The organism is Actinocrinis puniceicyclus (assembly GCF_018283645.1).
In the GTDB taxonomy this organism is placed as follows: domain Bacteria; phylum Actinomycetota; class Actinomycetes; order Streptomycetales; family Catenulisporaceae; genus Actinocrinis; species Actinocrinis puniceicyclus.
In genome coordinates, this window is the sequence record NZ_JAGSXH010000007.1 from 62,420 (window position 1) to 82,221 (window position 19,802).

Sequence of the window (19,802 nt, forward strand, 5' to 3'; positions counted from 1 at the left end):
TCCCCCGGAACGTGCCGCCCCTCCGGGCGGCAGCCGGCCTGCCGAGGCGTCCGTGCCGCCGAGGCGGCGTCTACGAGTAGATCTTGACGTTCGCGAGGCTGTCCCGATAGCCCGCGATGTTGTACTGGCTGCGATCCTGATGCGGCAGCGCGGTGAACCAGACCATGACATATCGCGTGGTCACGGTTGCCGAGAACGCGATGTCCACCTCTGCGTTGCCTCCTACGCCCGCCTTGGTCACCTGCTTGGTGAACCCGGGAGGGGTCGAGTTCTGCACCGGAGGAAGCGAGTCGAGGGTGGCATCCGCGGTCCACACCTCGACCGTGGCCCCGGGTACGCCCACGCTGAACGTCACCTTGCCCACCTTCTGCGCCGAGCCGAGGTCGAAGATGATGCCGGTGCCCTTCCGGTAAGACGTTATGTCAGGGCCGTCGATATAGGTGGTAGTGACCCAGCCTTCGGATGAGCCGTTGTAAGACTGCTGCAGCCGCTCGATGTCGTCTTTGCCCTTGTCCGAGTCCCATATCGACGCGTTCGCGATGGACAACTGCCGGACGGTGACCGGGGCGGACGAGGCCGAACTGGTCTGCGGACTGCTCGACGGGGAGGTCTGGGCGCCCGACCCTTGGCTGCTGCCGCCGAGTTGAAAGGCCGCGACCGCACCGACGACAACCACGATGCCGAGGATCGCCGCGAGGACGCCGCGCGGCGTGCGGCCGACGCGACCGCCGGGCGACCCGAGTTGTTGCACCGCGGTCGGAGTCGCTACCGGATATGCCGGAGGACGTCGCAAGGCCGGGCGTGCGATGACATCAGTGATCTCGGACTCGTCACGCAGCTTCGGCAGCGCGGCGATGCCGGATGTCAGCGCCTTCACGCTGTCGATGGCCGGCACCTCGGCGTCCGCAGCCTCCAACGCCTGCTCGACGAGTTGGTCCACCGCTTTCGGGATCGCGGCGCGCACCTGCGCAGGGGTGAACGGCTTGCCGTGCGAGCGTGGCGCGGCGGGCAGGCCGAAGGCCGGATGCTCGCCCGGCCAGCGCCCGGTGAGGGTGGCGTACCAGATCGCCCCGATCGCTCGGACGTCCTCGGTCGGCGCGGTCGCTGCCTGCGCCCCGGACATCGCGGCCTCCAGACACAGGCCACGGATCTTGACCTGGTTGGTGCTGGTCAGTATTACCTTGTCCGGATCCAGTGCACCGTGCCGCAGGTCGCAGCCGTGGGCTTCGGCGATGGCGACCGCCAGTTCCCGGGCGATCCGGCTGGCGAGCGCAACGGACAGCGGACCGCGCGAGAGACGCTGTGTCAGGGAGGACGCGTCTGAGACCCACTCAGTCACGACATAGACGAGACCCTCCTCGTCCGCTACGTCGAGAACCTGCACGAAGCGCACATCGGGAACCGTCGCCGCGCTCCTTGCCGCCGCCTCCACCGCTTGCGCCCGAGGATGCCTGGAGTCGATCAGGTCGATGCCGACCTCGCGGTTGAGCAGTTCGTCGAAGCCGACCCAGCCCTGGGGAACGGGCTGCGGACCGCCGGAGTAGCTGCGCAGTTCGCGTTCCAGCCGATACCGGCCAGCCAGCCTGGCCCCGACACGAACCCGTTGATCGAAGCGGGCGCGGTCGAAGTTCTCGCTGTCTCCGGCGGGCTTTTCGGCCAGGGAAGCCACGGCCCTCCCTCTTGTACATCGTTGGCGTCGTGGGGCTCCCGCGCGCGAGAAGCGCGCTCGCTCTCATGCTAGTGCCCGGTCCTCAACCGTCGAACCGAAGCGCGGTGTACGCGCCGCACGGGTGAAACGACGCTCGGTGGACGAGTCTCGGTTCAGCGGCCGAACCGCGAACGCATGGTGCCGAGCAACATGTCGACTTCTTCGATGCGCATCTTGCGCGCCGCAGCCAGGAACAGCGCGCCAAAAAGACCGCCGCCGACCACCACACCCGCGCTCGCGCCGACCAGCCCACCGTGGAGCATCTGGGTGACCTCGAAGCCGATCGGCCCGCCGATCGCGGCGCCCAGCGCCGAGGACGCGGCGAGTTTCGCGTGCGTGCGCACGATCCGCGCGGTGTCGAGCCCGCGCAATTTGCGGCTCAGCCGGGATGCGGTCATCACCATGCCGATCGTGTAGGCGATCACATAGCCGACGCACATTCCGGCGACCGCCCATTTGGTTGTGTGCAGCAGCGCGTAGGAGATGTATGCCAGACCACCGTTGAAGAACGAGATCCACGCGGTGACGATGAAGGGTGTCTTGGTGTCCTCGTAGGCGTAGAACCCACGCATCATCAGGTATTGCGCGGAGAAGGGGATGAGCCCGAGCCCGAACGCCATCAGCATGTAACCGAGGTTGCGCGCCATGGTCGCGTTGGTCGCGCCGTGCTCGAACAGCAGGGCGGCGATCTGCTGCCCGAAAGCCAGGAACAGGAATGCACAGGGCACGATCGCGACGGCGCTGACGCGCAAGCCGTAGGAGATCGAGTCGCGTACCGCACCGCGGTCCGCTGCCTGCGCCGAGCGACTCATCCGGGGCAACAGCGCGGTGATGATCGAGACGGTGATGATGGCTTGCGGCATGATCCAGATGGTCAGGGCGTTCGAGTAGGCGGTGTACCCGACGCCTTCGGTCTGATGCGGACCGCTGGTGTCCATCGAACTGCTGAGCCGGGTGATCACGGTGGTGCTGATCTGTCCGACCAGCACCATGCCCATGGTCCACTTGGCCAGGTTCATCGATTGGCCGAGCCCGACGCCGCGCCAGTCGAACCGAGGCCGGAAGCCGATGCCGGCCTGGCGCAGGTAAGGGATCAGCGCCACGGTCTGCAGCGCGATGCTTATAGTGGAGCCCAAGCCGAGCAACGCGAGCTCGTTCGCAGTGATGTTGGCGGTGCTCTGCACGTACCCGGCGATCCACAGGTAGGCGCCGAACGTGGCGATCTGGACGATGTTCGCCAGCACCGGCGTCCACATCATCGGGCCGAACTTGTCCTTGGCGTTGAGGATCTGACCGAACATCACGAACATGCCGTAGAAGAAGATCTGCGGCAGCATGTAGCGCGCGAAGATGATGGTTACCGCGCGGTTCGCGTCCGTCGCGTTAGGACTGAAGAGGGAAACGATCTGAGGCGCGAACATCACGCAGGCGAGCGTTAGCGCGGCCATGATGACCATGGTCAAGGTGAGCAACCGGTCCATGAACGCGCGGCCGCCGTCTGGGTCGTCCTTCATGGCGCGCACCAGCTGCGGTACGAAGATCGAGTTCACCGCGCCGCCGATCACCAGGAGATAGATCGTGTTCGGCACGTTGTTGGCGATGTTGTAGCCCGTGCCGAGCGCCGCGGTGCCCAGTGCCGCGACCAACAGCAGCTGGCGGATCATTCCGGTGACGCGGGACACGATCGTGCCCAGCGCCATGATCCGGCTTGCCCGCGAGACGCTGGTGGCCGGCGCGGCTTGGCGCTCGCGGGCCGCCTCGGCGGTGCCGGCGGCGACAGGCGCCGCCGGGGTCCACGGCTCGAAGGGGCCGAGCTCGTCCGGACGCGTCGCCGGACCCTGGACATTGCCGCGCCGCGGCGGGATCAGCTGTTGTAGCGCTGCCGGGTCGAGGAACGATGTGCCGAAGACCGGCAGGTTGAAGCGGGTCGCATCGACGGCTTCGGCATAGGCGTCTCGGCGCGCAGCCCGATCCTCTGGTGCTTCGTTCTCGGGTATCGCCGGGTACCACAGATCCTGCGGTGGGGGCTCAGTCCGGGCGACGGCGCGCGGTCGATCATCTTCTGCCCAGCGTGCCATGGCTCTGGTCCTCGGTACCCTTCATCGCGCGCGGGCCGCCCCGCGTTCAATCAGTCATTGTTCCCGTTCCGCCTCGGCTAAGGCGCCGCTGTCCACAGACGCGCCGGACGGATCAGGCACGGCCTGCGGGGTACGAGTTCGTCTGCCCCGATAGATACGCAACCCTACAGCGATGACCAGGAGTGCGGCCGACAGTGCGAAGATGACGAGGGTGATCGAGCCGATGGAAGAGACGGTCACCTGGAGCGACTGCGGTTGGCCGTAATCGGCTCCGTTCGGAGTGACCAGTTGCGCCGTGACGGTGACGCGGGTGCCGGTGACCGCGGAGCTCACGTGCACGTTGATCGTGGTGGAGCCCTGGGGGACATCCTGCACTGTGATCGTCTGGACAGACAGCCCGGGGCGGCTGGTGGTGATCCGGATGCCGACGCGGACGGGGTGCTCCAGACGGTTCTCGACGGTGAACGGGATCACTCCGCTCTTGCCGGAGAGCGTCAGGTCCGACTTCTTCACCAGGGTGACCAGGTTCATCGTGGTCTCGAGCCGATTCTGCACGGCGCCGCTGAAGGCACTTTGCAGCGCCGGGGCGTTGCGCCAGGCGGTGGAGACAGTGCGCAGCACCGCCGGGCCGTAGCTGCCGGTGGTCTGCTGTGGCTCGATCATGATCCCGGCGAGGGCGCCGAGCGCCGAATTGAGCGCCGAGGTGGTCGCGAGCCGCGCGTTGCTCAGGTCGGATTTCGCCAAGGCCGGGTCGCGCTTGGCCGGCGAGGTTTGGGCGCGGGGGTCGGGGTGCGCCGCCAACAGCGCGGACAGGCCGACCGTCTTGATCCAGGACGCCTGGCCGACCGCGGTGAACAGTGCCGGGTCGGGACTGATGCCGCGCGGAACGGCGACCATGATCGTGCGGGGAACGGCCAGATTCGGCCGTTCCCAAGCGATCAGCGCGCTGTCCGCGAGGAATCGCTGCGCGGCGAGCAGGGAACGGTTCGAACCCTTCCACGACGTGTCGGCCGCGTCGCCGGCGAAGATCGCGTCCAAGGCGGCGTCGCTGATGGCCGCCGGTCGGCCGGCGAGCTGAGTCCGGCCGGTCGGGGTGTAGCTGTCGAGGGGCGTGTGTAGGGAGACTGAGTCCGATCTGACCACGATCGCCGCCGGATTCGCGGCTGCGGCCAGAGCGATCGTTCCCGAGTCGGCCTGTCCGTCGGCGGGCCACGCCACCGTGCCCAGGGGAGCGTGGCCGACGTACTGCTCCACCAGATCTCCGGAGCGGGCGGTGGCGCTCTTGACGAGGCCGGCGGCGAGGGCGGGACTCGTGTGGCCGAGCGAACCGAGGTCGGGATCGGCGGCGGGCAACTGCCAAAGTTCGCCGCTGACGCCGAGCACGCGCTTTGCCGTGGTCAGCCAGTTCGCGGCGTTCTGCGCACCGGTTCCCGAGTGGCTGTCGGGATAGAGCGAGTAGCCGTGGCTTTCCTCATCCGCCGTTGTCAGCAGGTCCGGATCGATCGCCCAGGAGACCGTGACGCTCTTGTTGGTCGTCGGGATGGTCAGCATCTGGTCGAGGCGGCCGCCTGAAGCAAACTGCGCTGAAAGGGCGTCGCTCGCGGCTTCAGGCACGTCCTTGTCGACTTGGCCGTCGAGGGCCGGCACCGCGGTGATCGGCAGGAGCATGACCATCTGTGTCGCATGGAAGCTTGAATCGCCGGTCATCTCGTACGGCAGATAGGTACGCAGCGCACCGATACGCAGATCCCCGGAGTACGCCTCGATGTCCAGCGCGTAGACGGTCCGGCTGGTGAGCGAGAGCGCGGAGATCGGCATCGTGAGTGTCCAGGGGACGCTCGCCCCGGGCGCCAGGTTGCCGACGGAATCATCGTGACCATAGACGAGCCGCGATCCAGTGCCGGCGTTGCTGGTCAGGTCGGAGCGCACCTGCATCTGCGCGACCGCCAGCCGCACGGCCACCTCGGAGTGCGCGGAGGAACCGCCGAGCAGGGTGCCCGCCAGGTGCAGCGTTCCGTTCTTGACCGCGACCGCGGGGCTGAGCGAGGAGAGTTCGACCGTCACGCTGTTCGCGCTCGCCGCGGACGAGGGCGCGGGAGCGGCGAACATCAGGACCTGAGTGGCCAACACCACGACCAGCGAGAGCAGGCCGCGGGCGGGACTCCTCAGAAAGCGGAGCGAACTCACGGGCGAAATCCTAGTTGCGCGGCGGGGTGCCGGACGGACAGGTCGCCCGGGCCGGAGCACGTACCCTTGGATGACGTGTCTACCTCACCTTCGGATCCCGACCTGTCCGCCCGCGCCGCGGCCGAGCGGCTGCTGAACCTCGCCCCGGCGGCGGACGGCCTGGCGAGGCGCTTCGCCGCGGCCGGCCATGAACTCGCGCTGGTCGGCGGATCGGTGCGCGACGGTCTGCTCGGTCGGCTCGGAGAGGACCTCGACTTCACCACCGACGCAAGACCACCGCAGGTGCTCGAACTGGTCAAGGGGTGGGCCGAGGCGGTTTGGGACGTGGGCATCGCGTTCGGCACGATCGGATGCCAGAAGGACGGCTACAAGCTGGAGATCACCACCTACCGCAGCGAGGCGTACGATCGCACGTCGCGCAAGCCGGCCGTCTCTTACGGTGAGACGCTTGAGGGTGATCTGATCCGCCGCGACTTCACCGTCAACGCGATGGCGCTGCGCCTGCCGCGGCGCGAGTTCGTTGATCCGCACGGCGGTCTGCTCGATCTGGCGAAGCGGACGTTGCGGACGCCGGCTACGCCGGAGGAGTCGTTCTCGGACGATCCGCTGCGTATGCTTCGTGCCGCGCGGTTCGCGGCGCAGCTCGATTTCACCGTTGCGCCCGAGGTCGTCGGGGCGATGCGTGAGATGGCCGACCGGCTCAAGATCGTGTCGGCGGAGCGGATCCGGGACGAGCTGACCAAGCTGTTGCTCGCCGGTGATCCGCGGCCGGGCCTCGGTCTGCTGACCGACACCGCACTGGCCGAGCACGTGCTGCCGGAATTGCCCAAGCTGCGGCTCGAGATCGATGAACACCACCGGCACAAGGACGTCTACGAGCACACCCTCACGGTGCTGGACCGGGCGATCGCACTGGAGGACGACGGCCCGGACCTGGTGCTGCGGCTGGCCGCGCTGATGCACGACGTCGGCAAGCCGCGCACCCGGCGCTTCGAGCCGGGCGGCGGCGTGTCCTTCCACCACCACGAGCTCGTGGGCGCGAAGATGACCAAGAAGCGCCTGCGCGAGCTGAAGTACTCCAACGAGATCGTCGACGACGTGGCTCGGCTGGTCGAGTTGCACCTTCGCTTTCACGGCTACGGCGACGGCGAGTGGACCGACTCGGCCGTGCGCCGCTACGTGCGCGACGCGGGTCCGCTGCTGCCGAGGCTGCACAAGTTGACCCGCTCGGACTGCACCACACGCAATCGACGCAAAGCCGCCGCGCTCGCCGCGACCTACGATTCGCTCGAGGCGCGCATCGAGCGGCTGCGACAGCAGGAGGAGCTCGACGCGATCCGCCCCGACCTGGACGGTAACCAGATCATGCGGGTGCTGGGCGTCTCGCCGGGCCCGGTGGTCGGCCGGGCGTACAAGCACCTGCTGGAGTTGCGGCTGGATCAGGGCCCGTTGGAGCACGATGCCGCAGTCAGCGCACTGCGGGAGTGGTGGGCGGCTCAACCGGAGCATCAGGACGCCGCCGCGGCACTCTGAACGCGGCGAGCGTTGCTCCGAGGCCGTACCAGAGGCCGACCAGCGCGTAACACGCGGCGACGATCGTGACCACGACGTACGACTTGCCGTTCGCCGGAAGCGCGGCCGCGGAGAACGCGGCGGCGAGCACGAACGCTCCGTTGAACACCATGTCGTAGAAGACGAAGACACGGCCGCGGTACTCGTCGTCGACCGATCGCTGCGCGAGTGTGTCGGTGCAAATCTTCTGTCCCTGCGACGCCAGTCCCAGCAGCAGCGCGCCGGCGAGCAGCGGTACCGGTCGGAACGGCAGGCCGAAGCACAGTTCGGTGACCGCCGCCGCGAGCAGGCACACCGTGATCCAGGTTTCGAGTCGCAGCCGCCGGGTGGCCAACGGTGTGATCAGAGCGCTGAGCCCGAAGCCGGCCCCGGACAGGCCGACCGCGAGCGCGAAGCCGGCCAGCCCGCTGGCCGGCTGATCGGGATTGTTGAAGTAGTTGCGGTACAAGAGCAAGGTCATGATGGTGACCACGCCGTAGCAGAACCTCGACACGGTCACTGCCAGCAGGGCGCGGCCCGCGACCGGCCTGGCCGCGAGGTGTCGCGCGCCCTGCGCCACACCGACGGCGACCGTGCGCACCGCCGACCAGGTGCTCTCCTCGGGTTGCTGGTCCGGGCCGAGCGCGGTGCGCGCGATGCCGACCGCGCACATCGCCGCGGCGGTGTACAGCGCCGCGACGCAGGCCAGCTCACCGATCGTGGCGTTGTCCCCGGAACCGAGCAGCGCGTGCACGATCAGGCTCACGGCGCCGCCGGCGGTCGCGGCGAGCGTCCCGGCGGTGGGCAACGCGGAGTTCGCGGCAACCAGATGTCTCGACGGGACGGTGTGCGGCAGCGAGGCGGACAGTCCCGCGAGGATGAAGCGGTTGGCCGAGAGCACTCCGAGGGCGCCGATGTAGAACACCACGTTCGGCACGTGCAGCGCTACCAGGACCGCGACCACGACGACCAGAGCGGCGCGCAGCAAGTTAGCCCGGACCAGCACCTGTCGACGCGGCCAGCGGTCCAGAAAGACCCCGGCGAAGGGGCCGACGACGGTGAAGGGCAGCAGCAGCACGGCGAACGCCTCCGCGACCTGGCCTGCCGTGGCCTGCTTCTCAGGAGAGAAGATCACGTAGGACGCCAGCGCGACCTGGAACGTGCCGTCCGAGAGCTGCCCCACGATCCGGGTGGCGAACAGCAGCCTGAAGGAATGCAGGTGCGGTCCGGTCAGCAACGTGCGCAGCACTCGCGGCAGGGTGCCGGTGCGAGTGCTGGAACTGGAATCGCCGCTGCCGTCGGGCGGCGCCGTAAGGGCCACTTGATCAGCGTAGGTGCATTCCACAGCGCCCGCATCGGCCTGCGGTCGTACACCGGCGTAAGCCCGGATACGCTCCCGCTGTGCCTTCAGAGAATGTCGAGTCCCGGCGGAACGAGAATGAACCTCGCGGCGACGCTGCCCCCTCACAGGACGCCGCCTCCTCATCGATAGCGGTGCGCCAGCACGGCCACGTCGCTGAGCTGGTCCTTGACCGGCCCGCGGCGCTTAATGCGATCAGCACCGCGCTGGCCCGCGAACTCGCCGCCGAGGCGAGTGCGTTGGCTGCGAACCCGTCCATCCGTGCGATCGTGCTGAGCGCGTTGGGAGACCGCGCCTTTTGTGTCGGCGCGGACCTGAAGGAACGCAATGGATTCACGGACGCCGATCTGCTCGCTCAGCGGCCCGTGTTCCGCCGAGCCTTCGGCTCGATCATCGATCTGCCGGTGCCCGCGATCGCGGCCGTCAGCGGCTTCGCACTCGGCGGCGGCTGCGAACTCGCCCTCGCCTGCGATCTGATCGTCGCCGACGACGGCGCGCAGTTCGGTCTGCCGGAAGTCGGCGTGGGTCTGGTGCCGGGCGGAGGCGGTACGCAGTTGCTAGCGCGGCGGATCGGAGTTGCACGTGCGGCGGACCTGATCTATACGGGACGGCGCGTTACGGCTGACGAGGCGACCGCTCTCGGCATCGTGAATCGGCGCGTGACTGGTCAGCACACCGCTCGGGACGCCGCACTGAAGCTGGCCGCGCAGATCGCCGCGAACTCACCGGTGGGAGTGCGCAACGCCAAGCATGCACTGCGAGCGGGCATCGACCTGCCTCTTTCCGCAGGTCTCGATGTCGAGGACGCGGCGTGGCGGGCGACGGCCTTCTCCCAAGACCGGATCGAAGGCATCCGCGCGTTCGCGGAGAAACGTGAGCCGCGCTGGCCGGCCTAGCGGTATTAGGTCTGCCGGTTCGCCGGGCCGCACCTTTTGGCGGGCACGGCCGGAGAACGTCTCGGATGTGGCGTCGCCAGACCGCCGCGTTCGACGGTTACGCTGCGGCGTATTCGTCCGCGACGCTGAGTGCCTTGTCGATCGCGGTAAGACCCTCTAGAGCCTCGGCCTCGGTCATATTGAGCGGCGGGGTCAGCTGCAGGCGGTTGAAGTGGGTGAACGGCCAGACGCCGTGTTTCTTGCACTCCGCGAGCACTGCGTTCATCGGGGCCGCCGCCGGGCCGCCGGCGCCGTACGGCACCAGCATTTCCCGCGTTGCCTTGTCCTTCACAAGGTCCAGTGCCCAGAACGCGCCGATACCGCGCACCTCACCGACAGACGGATGCCTCTGCGCGAACCCTCGCAAGGTCGGGCCCAACACGTGCTCACCGAGCCACGCCGCATTCTCGACGATCCGCTCCTCGCGCATCACCTCGATGGTCGCCACCGCCGCGGCGCAAGCCAGCGGGTGACCCGAATAGGTGAGGCCACCGGGGAAGACCTGGTTGCGGAAAGTGTCGTGAATCGCATCGGAGATGATCACGCCGCCCAGCGGCACATATCCGGAGTTCACGCCCTTGGCGAAGGCGATCAGGTCGGGGCTCACATTCCAGTGGTCGATCGCGAACCACGCTCCGGTCCTGCCGAAACCAGCCATCACCTCGTCGGCGATGTAGACGATGCCGTACTTGTCGCACAGTGCGCGCACGCCGGCGAGGTAACCGGGCGGCGGGATGAGAATGCCGTTCGTCCCGACCACGGTCTCCAGCAGGATGGCCGCGACAGTGTTCGGGCCTTCGAAGGCGATCGTCTGTTCCAGGTGCTCCAGAGCGCGCTCCGCCTCCTGCTCCGGCGTGGTCGCGTAGAAATGCGAGCGGTAGAGGTACGGCCCGAAGAAGTGCGCGACGTTGCCGTCGTGGTGGCCCGCGTTCTCGTTCGCCCACCGTCGCGGGTCTCCGGTCAGGCTGATCGCCGTGGCCGTGTTGCCGTGGTAGGAGCGATACGCGGTGAGGACCTTCGGCCGTCCGGTGTGGATGCGCGCCATCCGCACCGCGTTCTCGATCGCGTCGGCGCCCGCGTTGGTGAAGAAGACCCGGTTGAGTCCCTCCGGTGCGTAGGAGGCGATCAGTTCCGCCGCCTCGGCCCGCTTGTCGTTGGCGAAGCCCGGGGCGATCGTGCACAGCCTTGCCGCCTGCTGCTGAATCGCGGCGACCACCTTCGGGTGCTGGTGTCCGATGTTGGTGAACACCAACTGACTGGCGAAGTCGAGGTAGCTGTTGCCCTGGTAGTCCCAGAACCGGGAGCCGGCGGCGCCGGCGATCGGCAGCGGGGAGATCTGATCCTGCGCCGACCAGGAGTGGAAGACGTGCGCGCGGTCGCGCTCTGACACGGCCTTGGCCCCGTCCGGATCGGGGGCGGGGCGGGAGGCGGCGGCTGCGGTATCGGTCATGGCATCCAGCGTAGGAAACGCGGATCGGGACGCTCCATCCGCACTGTGTACGACGGGGCGGCCCGATCCGTGCAGGTTGTCCAGAGTCGCGGTCCGGACCATGATCGCAATCTCGAGCAGCCCCTGGCCGTCGGCGGCCCTCGACCGGCGAGGACTACAGGAAACTGCGCAGCTGGATCGTCGCGTCCCGCGCCGGCCCGACTCCGATCGCGGAGATCGGCGCGCCGGACATCTGCTCCAACGTGCGCACATAGTTCTGAGCGTTGACCGGCAGGTCCGAGAAGTCCCGGGCCTTGGTGATGTCCTCGTCCCAGCCGGGCAGGAACTCGTAGACCGGCTTGGCGTGGTGGAACTCGGTCTGCGTCATCGGCAACTCGTCGTGTCGCACGCCGTCCACGTCGTATGCGACGCACACCGGGATGCGTTCCCAACCGGTGAGGATGTCCAGCTTGGTGAGGAAGAAGTCCGTCAGGCCGTTGACGCGCGTCGCGTAACGCGCGATCACCGCGTCGAACCAGCCGCAGCGCCGGTCGCGGCCGGTCGTAACGCCGCGCTCGTGGCCTTTCTCCCGCAGAGCCTTACCGTCCGCGTCGAACAGTTCGGTCGGGAACGGACCGGCACCGACACGTGTGGTGTAAGCCTTGAGGATGCCGATCGAGCGGGTGATCTTCGTCGGTCCGATGCCGGAGCCGGAGCACGCGCCGCCCGTGGTCGGGTTCGACGACGTGACGAACGGATAGGTGCCGTGGTCCACGTCGAGCAGCGTGCCCTGCGAACCCTCCAGCAGGACTACCTTGCCCTCTTCGAGAGCCTTGTTGAGCAGCAGCGAGGTGTCCACGACGAAGGGCCGCAGCCGCTCGGCGTAGCCCAGGTACTCCTCGACGATCGCCTCGGCCGCGATCGCCCGCCGGTTGTACAGCTTGACCAGCATCTGGTTGCGGTCGCGCAGGGCCGACTCGACCTTCTTGGCGAGGATGCCCGGGTCGAACAGATCCTGGACCCGGATGCCGATGCGGGAGATCTTGTCGGCGTAGGTCGGGCCGATACCGCGGCCGGTGGTGCCGATCCTGCTGCTGCCCAGAAAGCGCTCGGTGACCTTGTCGATCGTGCGGTGGTAGGGCGTGATCAGGTGCGCGTTGGCTGAAATGACCAACTTGGAAGTATCGACGCCGCGCGCGTTCAGTCCGTCGAGTTCCTGCAACAGCACCGCCGGGTCGATCACCACGCCGTTGCCGATGACCGGTACGCAGCCGGGGGTGAGTATGCCGGAGGGCAGCAGGTGCAGGGCGTACGACTGGTCGCCGATGACGACCGTGTGACCTGCGTTGTTGCCGCCCTGATAGCGCACGACGTAGTCCACGGACCCACCGAGCAGGTCGGTGGCCTTGCCCTTTCCTTCGTCGCCCCATTGGGCGCCGACGAGCACAAGCGCTGGCATTCCGGTTACACCTCTTCCGGACATCGTTAAGGCCCGGTGCAAGCGCGACCGGGCCTCTTGCATCAAGAGACTACCTGAGCCTTTGCTTCCCGGCCACCTCGGAAGACACCGCGGGACGCCGCCCGGGCCACCGCAGTGGACCGGGCGGCGTCCCGCCGCGCCCGTGACTACTTGATCTTGGTGCCCGCGGAGCGCAGGTCCTGGCACGCGGTGACCACGCGCTGGGCCATGCCGGCCTCCGCCGCCTTGCCGTACGAGCGCGGGTCGTAGACCTTCTTGTTGCCGACCTCGCCGTCGATCTTCAGAACGCCGTCGTAGTTCTTGAAGACGTGATCCACGAGCGGCCGGGTGAAGGCGTACTGGGTGTCGGTGTCCACGTTCATCTTCACCACGCCGTAGTCGAGCGCCTCGCGGATCTCCGAGAGCAGCGAGCCGGAGCCGCCATGGAAGACCAGGTCGAACGGCTTGTCCTTGCCGTACTCGGCGCCGACCGCGTCCTGGATCTCCTTGAGGATCGAGGGGCGCAGCTTCACGTTGCCCGGCTTGTACACACCGTGCACGTTGCCGAAGGTGGCGGCCAGCAGGTAGCGGCCCTTCTCGCCGATCCCCAGCGCCTCGGCCGTCTTCAGCACGTCCTCGGGCGTGGTGTACAGCTTCTCGTTGATCTCGTTGGCGACGCCGTCCTCCTCGCCGCCGACCACGCCGATCTCGATCTCCAGGATGGTGCGCGCCTTCGCGGTCTGCTCCAGCAGTTCGACGGCGATCCGCAGGTTCTCGTCCAGCGGCACGGCGGAGCCGTCCCACATGTGCGACTGGAACAGCGGCTCCAGGCCCTTGGCGACGCGCTCCTGCGAGATCGCGACGAGCGGGCGCATGAAGCCGTCCAGCTTGTCCTTGGGGCAGTGGTCGGTGTGCAGCGCGATGTTGATGTCGTACTTCTCCGCGACCACGTGCGCGTATTCGGCCAGCGCCCGCGCGCCTGTGACCATGTCCTTGACCGTGCTGCCGGAGAGGAACTCGGCGCCACCGGTGGAGACCTGGACGATGCCGTCACTCTCGGCCTCGGCGAAGCCGCGCAGCGCGGCGTTGAGCGTCTGCGACGAGGTCACGTTGATGGCGGGGTAGGCGAACCGGCCGGCCTTGGCCCGGTCGATCATCTCCGCGTACACCTCGGGGCTTGCGATGGGCATGTGGACTCCTCGATACGATCGTGGCTTCTCACCGCCAAGTCTCGCAGACCGGCTCGAAGGAATGGAAAACGGCCGTGATGTGGGATGTCATCCCGTCATCACGGCCGATCTGTGACACGACTACCCGGTAAAGCCATCCAGCGGTGTGACCCACACTCCTCGGCCCGGACGCGCCACCGCATCGCTCATTTCTTGTGCCGACCGGGTCCGCCGCTGGAGACCGGAACCGGCCGCTCGTCGCGGACCGCCGGGCCGCGACCCTCGCGCTTGTCCTTGCGCGCGGTCAGCACTTCCTTGATCACCGGAATCGCCGACAGCAGCACGATCAGCAGGGTGATCGGGATGACGTAGGTGTCGACCTTCGACGCCGGGATGGTCGATCCGACCAGGTGCCCGGCGATCAGCACGCCCTCGGTCCACACCACGCCGCCGATGGCGTTGTAGACGAAGAACGTACGCGCCGGCACTTCCAGCACCCCGGCGACAGGGTTCATGAAGGTGCGCACGATCGGGATGAAGCGGGCCAGCAGGATCGCCTTGGCGGCGCCGTAGTCGTTGAAATAGTACTCGGCGCGCTCGACGTACTCCTGCTTGAACAGCCGGGAGTCGGGCTTGTCGAAAAGCCGGCGGCCGAACCGGAGGCCCAGATAGTGGCCGAGCTGGGCACCGAGGATCGCGCAGATAGGCGCCCCGATCAGGAGGGGGGCGAGCGCCAGGTGCTCCTTTGAGTTCGGCAGCGTCATGAATCCGGCGATGAACAGCAGCGAGTCGCCCGGCAGGAAGAAGCCGATGAGCAGACCGGTCTCGGCGAAGGTGATCGCCAGAACACCGAGGATGGCATACGCGCCGAACGCCGATATGTAGTCCCCGGCGCTCAGCGGGTTGAAGGCCAGCAAGTGTGTCACGCGGTAAGAGTAGCCGGGCGGGATGGCCGGCGACTTAACGCGGACGCACTGTTGCGCACCTGCTACGCGAGTCCGAGATCGGAAAGGCTGTAGGCGGCGTAATAAGGCAGCCCGGCCGCATCGATCGCGGGCTGGGCACCGCGTTCGACGATCACCGCGACGGCGATGACTTCCGCGCCCGCCGCGCGGGCTGCCTCGACCGCGGTCAGGGGCGACCCGCCGGTGGTGGATGTGTCCTCCACGATCAGCACCCGCCGCCCGGCGATGTCCGGCCCCTCGATCCGCTGCTGCAGGCCGTGCGCCTTCTCACTCTTACGCACCACGAACGCGTCGAGCTTGCGGCCGCCGGCCAGTTCGGGTTGCGCGGCCGCCGCGTGCAGCATGGCGGCGGCGACCGGATCGGCGCCGAGCGTCAGCCCGCCGACCGCGTCGAAATCCAGATCGCGCACCAGCTCCAGCATGACCCGGCCGACCAGGGGGGCCGCCCCGCCGTCCAGGCCGACGCGGCGCAGATCGATGTAGAAATCCGCTTCACGCCCCGAGCTGAGCGTCACCCGGCCGTGCACGACCGCCTTGGCCTTGATCTGCGCGAGCAGCTCGGTCCGGTTCCGGCTGTCCGGGGCGAAGGTGATCGACATCGCGGATGATCCTTCCGGTCGGGGCGTCCCACAAAGAATACGGATCAGTGCGTGGCGCGCCCCAACCAGAGGCTGCGTTCTAGGTGCCGGCCCGCGTGAGGTCCGACGACGTCACAGCAGCGAACGCGTCCCGCTCCCCGCTCCGACCATCGTCGGCCGAGCCTCCGTTCCGGCCGGCCGGCGCAGCGGCTGGGGGAGCAGCGGTGACTGGTTCGGCTGGGTCGGCAGCGAGAGGCCGACCGCCGCCGGCGAACGCGACCCGGCAGCCTCGGATTCAGATGCCGAGCCGTCAGATGCCGAGCCGTCAGATGCCGAGCCGTCGGAGGCGGAGCCTTCGGATGCCGACGCGTTCTCCCGAGCTACCGGGCTTTCGATGCCGCCCCCGAGCTCGGTACCGCGCACGATGCGCGCATATAGCCGTTCGGCGAACTCCTGGGTCTTGACCATGGCAGCCAACTCGTCGCCCAGTGACGCATCGGGCGCTGGGACCTCGATCGTCTCCACCACGCAGCGCGCGACTTCGTTGCAGGACGCGTCCGCGAGCGTCCTACCGAAGTGGTGTGCCGCTTCCCGGTAGCCGAACACGTCGCCCGGGAACGTGTCGCTCGGCATGCAGGCGCGCATCTGAACGATCGCCGAATCGAGCCGGTCGCGCTGCTCGGGCTTGATCCGCTGCGCGGCGAGGTCAGCCATCAGCAGGTGCAGGGCGGTGCGCACTTCGTGCAGTTCGGTGGCCAGCGTCGCGGAGCCGCCGTATTCCAGCAGGACCGAGAGCACCAGCGGGTCGAGGATGTTCCAGTCGCCCTTGGGTCGAACGGTGGTGCCGCGGCCGTGTCGGATGCGCAGCACCCGCTTCTCTTCCAGCGCCTTGAGGGCTTCACGCAGGATCGTGCGGCTGACCGCGAACTCCTGGGCCAGCGCGGCTTCGGGCGGCAGGTCGCCGCCGGGCTGGAACTCGCCGTCCAGTATCCGCAGCAGGAGCCGTTCGATCACGGCGTTTGCCAGGCGGCTGGGCCGGACGACCCGATGGGCGTTCCACCCTTCAACGTACATATGCTCCGACTCCTGACTCACGGTGTGCGTCCGGTCACGCACAGAACGTGATGCACACAGTAGGAGTACAGGCGAGCCGAAGCCGCCGATTCAGCCGACAACCACTCGATCCGATGACAAGACTCACCCTCCGGGGAACCGGCTCCTGCCGGTCGGCGCCGTGTCAGCGGCGGTAGCGCCGCCGCAGCGCCGCGAGCGCGAAAGCGAACGTGCCGAGAGCAGCCGTCACGGCCCCGATCAGGAACGGAATCCACGGCGGCACGCTGCGATCGCGCAGGCGGCTCCAGATGTCCTCGGTCTCCTCCGGGCCGACGGGCTCCGGACCCGTCGTGGGCACGAGCCCGGCTCGTGGTGCTTCGGGCGGCAGCGAGGGCTCGTCCCCGCTGTCCCCCGGCTCCGGCGCCGTGGCGACGAGCCGCAGCGGCGCCAGTGCGGGCGGCTGCGCGGGCTTCGCTTCGGCACGAGTCTCGTCGGCGGACTCTTGACCGCGCTGCGCGTTCCGTTCGTTCGTTCCTTGCGGTTCCGGGGCGTCGTCACGTGGAAGCTGCGTCGGCGAAGCCGTATTCGCGCTGCCTTGGCCGGCTTGGTCGGAGACATCCCGGACCACCGCGAGCGGAGCGCGCTGGGTCGGTCGGCCGTCCCGCGGTTCCTCATGCGCCTCGGCTTCCCGCGGCGGGCGCTCTGACTGGCCGGGCTGCTGCGCCGATCCGTCGGGCCGACCGGGCCGTTCCGGCGAGGCGAGCTGGGGCGAGGGGGACTGAGCGGGTGAGGTCGCCGCGAGCGCTGTGAACCACCGCTGCACCACGCGCTGGAACGCACCGTCCAGCGCTTCAGCCGAAAGCGACGAGGTCCCCGTGGCGATATCGAGTTGCCCGCCGACCACGACGCGTGTGCCGGAGCCGGATTGCCGAAGCGTGATCTCCACCGTGCCTTCCACGGTGCCGCCGGCTCGCCCGAAGACGGCCTCCACCTCCAGTGACACGCGCAGCGATGACGGCACGACCTCGACGATGCGCGCCACTCCACGGAACGTGACCGTTTGTTCGCGGGTACGCACACGCAACCGCCCGGCCACGCCCTGAGCGCCGGAAGCGTCGACCGACGCGTTCGGTAACGCGCCAATCAACCGCTCGGCGTCGGTGACAGCGGGCCAGAGCAGTCGGCGGTGGACCGGGACCGTGGCCTCGTACGGCATCGACACCCTCACTGCATAGCCGCGCAACGGCGACGGACCGCCGTGCTCGCAGGCCAGCGTACGCCGCCGCGTGGCTGTGGGCATCGCATGAGCCGTTTTCCTTTCATTGACCACTCATTGACCGGTAAAGCACGGCTTTAGGGCGGCTGGATCGAGCGGGAGAGCCGACACGTCCGTCACTCCAGGCGCAGAAGACTGAGCGTCGTGACGACCTGCCGCTGCTGCGGATACGTGTGCCAGGTCGTCCACCACAGGCCGCGCGTCCACGACCGAATCACGATCCCGGTCAACGCGCTCGGCCGCCCTGGATGCCGGCCGACCAGACCCTCGGAGGCTCGGCGTTCGATTCCGGCGACACACTGCCCGAATTCCCCCGCGGCGCAGGTGCGCACGTCGGACTCGATCGTGTACCGCCAACCGTGTAAGTCGCGCTCTGCCGCCCGGGGCAGCGGCACGGTGGGCTGCGGCAGGCGCGCGACCGTCTCCCGGCAGACCAGGATCCGCCTGGGCGCCGAGAGCGCCGAGGACACGGACCCGCCGAACCACCACACCGCTACCTGGTGCGAAGCGCCGAGCAGCCGCAACTCGGCGAGGAACGGAGCGAGTCCGAGTCGCCGGATCGCCAGCGCCGGCCGCGGCCCCAGGTCCATCGACCAGGCGAGTTCATCAGCGTTCGTATCTCGGTACCCGGTGGTCAACTCGACGAGCATCGATGCGTACCCTCCCCACGCCGTAGGCTTCTGCGTGCGCGGGTCGCACGTGAGACGAACGACCCGTTCGGGTTAACGAGTGGAGGACGTGTGGGTCATCACGCCACGCCGGAGACAGAGCACCCGAAAAGGTCAGCCGCCGATCGCGAAACGGCCGCGACGGGCGGCGAAAGCGCGGCTGCCGCGTCCCCGCGGCAAGGCCCGCGCCGTCCCGTCCTGGCTTCGCGGCTACACGGACTCGGCACCACGATCTTCGCCGAGATGTCCGCACTCGCCGTGGCCACCGGCTCCATCAACCTCGGGCAGGGCTTCCCGGACACCGACGGACCCGCGTCCATCGCCGAAGCGGCCGCCCGCGCGATCCTGGAAGGCCGCGGCAACCAGTACCCGCCCGGACCCGGCATTCCGCAGCTGCGCCGCGCGATCACGGACCACCAGGCCGACTGGTACCGGCTCGACTACGACCCGGACACGGAGGTACTGGTCACAGCCGGCGCGACCGAGGCGATCGCGGCCGCGCTGCTGGGCCTCGTCGACCCCGGCGACGAAGTGATCGCGTTCGAGCCCTACTACGACTCGTACGCGGCCTGCATCGCGATGGCGGGGGGAGTCCGCGTCCCCGCCACACTGCGCCCACCGACCGGATCGCAGCCGCGCTGGCATCCCGATCTCGACGCTCTCGCCGCCGCCATCTCCAGCCGCACCAAGGTGCTCCTGATCAACTCGCCGCACAACCCGACCGGAATGGTGCTCAACGACGCCGAACTGCGCCGGATCGCGCTGCTGGCGATCGAGCACGACCTGATCGTGATCACCGACGAGGTCTACGAGCATCTGGTGTTCGAAGGCTCGCACATCCCGATGGCGACGCTGCCGGGAATGCGCGAGCGCACGGTCTGCATCTCGTCCGCAGGCAAGACCTTCTCCTTCACCGGATGGAAGATCGGCTGGGTGACCGCTCCGGCGCAATTGGTCGCCGCGGTGCGCACCGCCAAGCAGTTCCTCACATACGTCAGCGGCGGGCCGTTCCAGTACGCGGTGGCCGAGGCGCTGCGACTGCCCGGCGACTACTACTGCGAACTGCGCGAGAGCCTGCGCGCTCGCCGAGACCTTCTCGCGGAGGGACTCGCGCGCATCGGGTTCGGCGTGAGCGTGACCGAGGGCACGTACTTCATCACTACCGACATCCGTCCGCTCGGAGTGCAGGACGGTCTCGCCTTCTGCCGGGCGCTGCCCGAGCGCTGCGGCGTGGTCGCGATCCCCAACGCGGTCTTCTACGACGACAAGGACGCGGGCGCCGCCTTCGTCCGCTTCACCTTCTGCAAGAAGACCGAAGTGCTCGACGAGGCCTTGGAGCGTCTGGCGGTGTTGGCCGAACGGGCGTGAGGGCGCCGGGTCAACGCG

At 68.3% G+C, this 19,802-nt stretch carries 15 protein-coding genes; 3 read left to right on the plus strand and 12 right to left on the minus strand.

Annotated elements, in window-relative coordinates; genetic code table 11:
- Nucleotides 1–70: 70 nt before the first annotated feature.
- The 3 genes from KGA66_RS03660 to KGA66_RS03670 all read right to left on the minus strand — a co-directional run bounded on the left by KGA66_RS03660 (nt 71) and on the right by KGA66_RS03670 (nt 5,973).
- Nucleotides 71–1,669 carry a protein kinase family protein gene (locus KGA66_RS03660; RefSeq protein WP_211464461.1) on the minus strand — a complete coding sequence of 533 codons (1,599 nt, stop codon included), beginning with the start codon at nt 1,667–1,669 and terminating at the stop codon, nt 71–73.
- A gap of 152 nt (nt 1,670–1,821) precedes the next feature.
- Nucleotides 1,822–3,786 (minus strand): murein biosynthesis integral membrane protein MurJ, encoded by a 1,965-nt coding sequence (gene murJ / locus KGA66_RS03665; RefSeq protein ID WP_211464463.1) that lies wholly within the window; start codon nt 3,784–3,786, stop codon nt 1,822–1,824.
- Between the two features lie 54 nt (nt 3,787–3,840).
- The gene (locus tag KGA66_RS03670) at nt 3,841–5,973 is read right to left on the minus strand and encodes a DUF6049 family protein (RefSeq protein ID WP_211464465.1); all 2,133 of its coding nucleotides are present in this window, start codon (nt 5,971–5,973) and stop codon (nt 3,841–3,843) included.
- A gap of 75 nt (nt 5,974–6,048) precedes the next feature.
- Between KGA66_RS03670 and KGA66_RS03675 the strand changes: the two genes are divergently transcribed.
- The gene (locus KGA66_RS03675; RefSeq protein ID WP_312886722.1) at nt 6,049–7,506 is read left to right on the plus strand and encodes a CCA tRNA nucleotidyltransferase; all 1,458 of its coding nucleotides are present in this window, start codon (nt 6,049–6,051) and stop codon (nt 7,504–7,506) included.
- Here the strand turns inward: KGA66_RS03675 and KGA66_RS03680 are convergent.
- Entirely contained in the window at nt 7,442–8,845 is a 1,404-nt protein-coding gene (locus KGA66_RS03680; RefSeq protein WP_211464469.1) for an MFS transporter, read from the minus strand. The two genes, KGA66_RS03675 and KGA66_RS03680, sit on opposite strands and share 65 nt — an antisense overlap.
- A 167-nt stretch (nt 8,846–9,012) precedes the next feature.
- On the opposite strand from KGA66_RS03680, the gene KGA66_RS03685 reads away from it, so the two are divergent.
- Nucleotides 9,013–9,780, plus strand: a complete 768-nt coding sequence (locus KGA66_RS03685) for an enoyl-CoA hydratase/isomerase family protein (protein ID WP_211464521.1) — start codon at nt 9,013–9,015, stop codon at nt 9,778–9,780.
- Nucleotides 9,781–9,877: 97 nt separating this feature from the next.
- On the opposite strand, the gene KGA66_RS03690 is transcribed toward KGA66_RS03685, so the two are convergent.
- From KGA66_RS03690 to KGA66_RS03725, 8 genes are all read right to left on the minus strand, one after another.
- Complete coding sequence (locus tag KGA66_RS03690; protein WP_211464471.1) at nt 9,878–11,269, minus strand: aspartate aminotransferase family protein; 1,392 nt, start codon at nt 11,267–11,269, stop codon at nt 9,878–9,880.
- Between the two features lie 154 nt (nt 11,270–11,423).
- Nucleotides 11,424–12,707 carry an adenylosuccinate synthase gene (locus tag KGA66_RS03695; RefSeq protein WP_211464473.1) on the minus strand — a complete coding sequence of 428 codons (1,284 nt, stop codon included), beginning with the start codon at nt 12,705–12,707 and terminating at the stop codon, nt 11,424–11,426.
- 167 nt (nt 12,708–12,874) lie between these two features.
- Entirely contained in the window at nt 12,875–13,897 is a 1,023-nt protein-coding gene (gene fbaA, locus KGA66_RS03700) for a class II fructose-bisphosphate aldolase (RefSeq protein WP_211464475.1), read from the minus strand.
- 185 nt (nt 13,898–14,082) lie between these two features.
- Nucleotides 14,083–14,802, minus strand: a complete 720-nt coding sequence (locus KGA66_RS03705) for a DedA family protein (protein ID WP_211464477.1) — start codon at nt 14,800–14,802, stop codon at nt 14,083–14,085.
- 62 nt (nt 14,803–14,864) lie between these two features.
- Nucleotides 14,865–15,440, minus strand: coding sequence for an orotate phosphoribosyltransferase (gene pyrE, locus KGA66_RS03710; RefSeq protein ID WP_211464479.1), 576 nt, complete (start codon nt 15,438–15,440; stop codon nt 14,865–14,867).
- A gap of 111 nt (nt 15,441–15,551) precedes the next feature.
- Nucleotides 15,552–16,493 carry a GntR family transcriptional regulator gene (locus KGA66_RS03715; protein WP_211464481.1) on the minus strand — a complete coding sequence of 314 codons (942 nt, stop codon included), beginning with the start codon at nt 16,491–16,493 and terminating at the stop codon, nt 15,552–15,554.
- A gap of 163 nt (nt 16,494–16,656) precedes the next feature.
- Nucleotides 16,657–17,772, minus strand: coding sequence for a hypothetical protein (locus tag KGA66_RS03720; RefSeq protein ID WP_211464483.1), 1,116 nt, complete (start codon nt 17,770–17,772; stop codon nt 16,657–16,659).
- A gap of 92 nt (nt 17,773–17,864) precedes the next feature.
- Nucleotides 17,865–18,398, minus strand: a complete 534-nt coding sequence (locus tag KGA66_RS03725; RefSeq protein WP_211464485.1) for a DUF2617 family protein — start codon at nt 18,396–18,398, stop codon at nt 17,865–17,867.
- A gap of 216 nt (nt 18,399–18,614) precedes the next feature.
- Here KGA66_RS03725 and KGA66_RS03730 point away from each other — a divergent pair, with 216 nt between their 5' ends.
- Entirely contained in the window at nt 18,615–19,784 is a 1,170-nt protein-coding gene (locus tag KGA66_RS03730; RefSeq protein WP_211464522.1) for a pyridoxal phosphate-dependent aminotransferase, read from the plus strand.
- Nucleotides 19,785–19,802 lie beyond the last annotated feature (18 nt).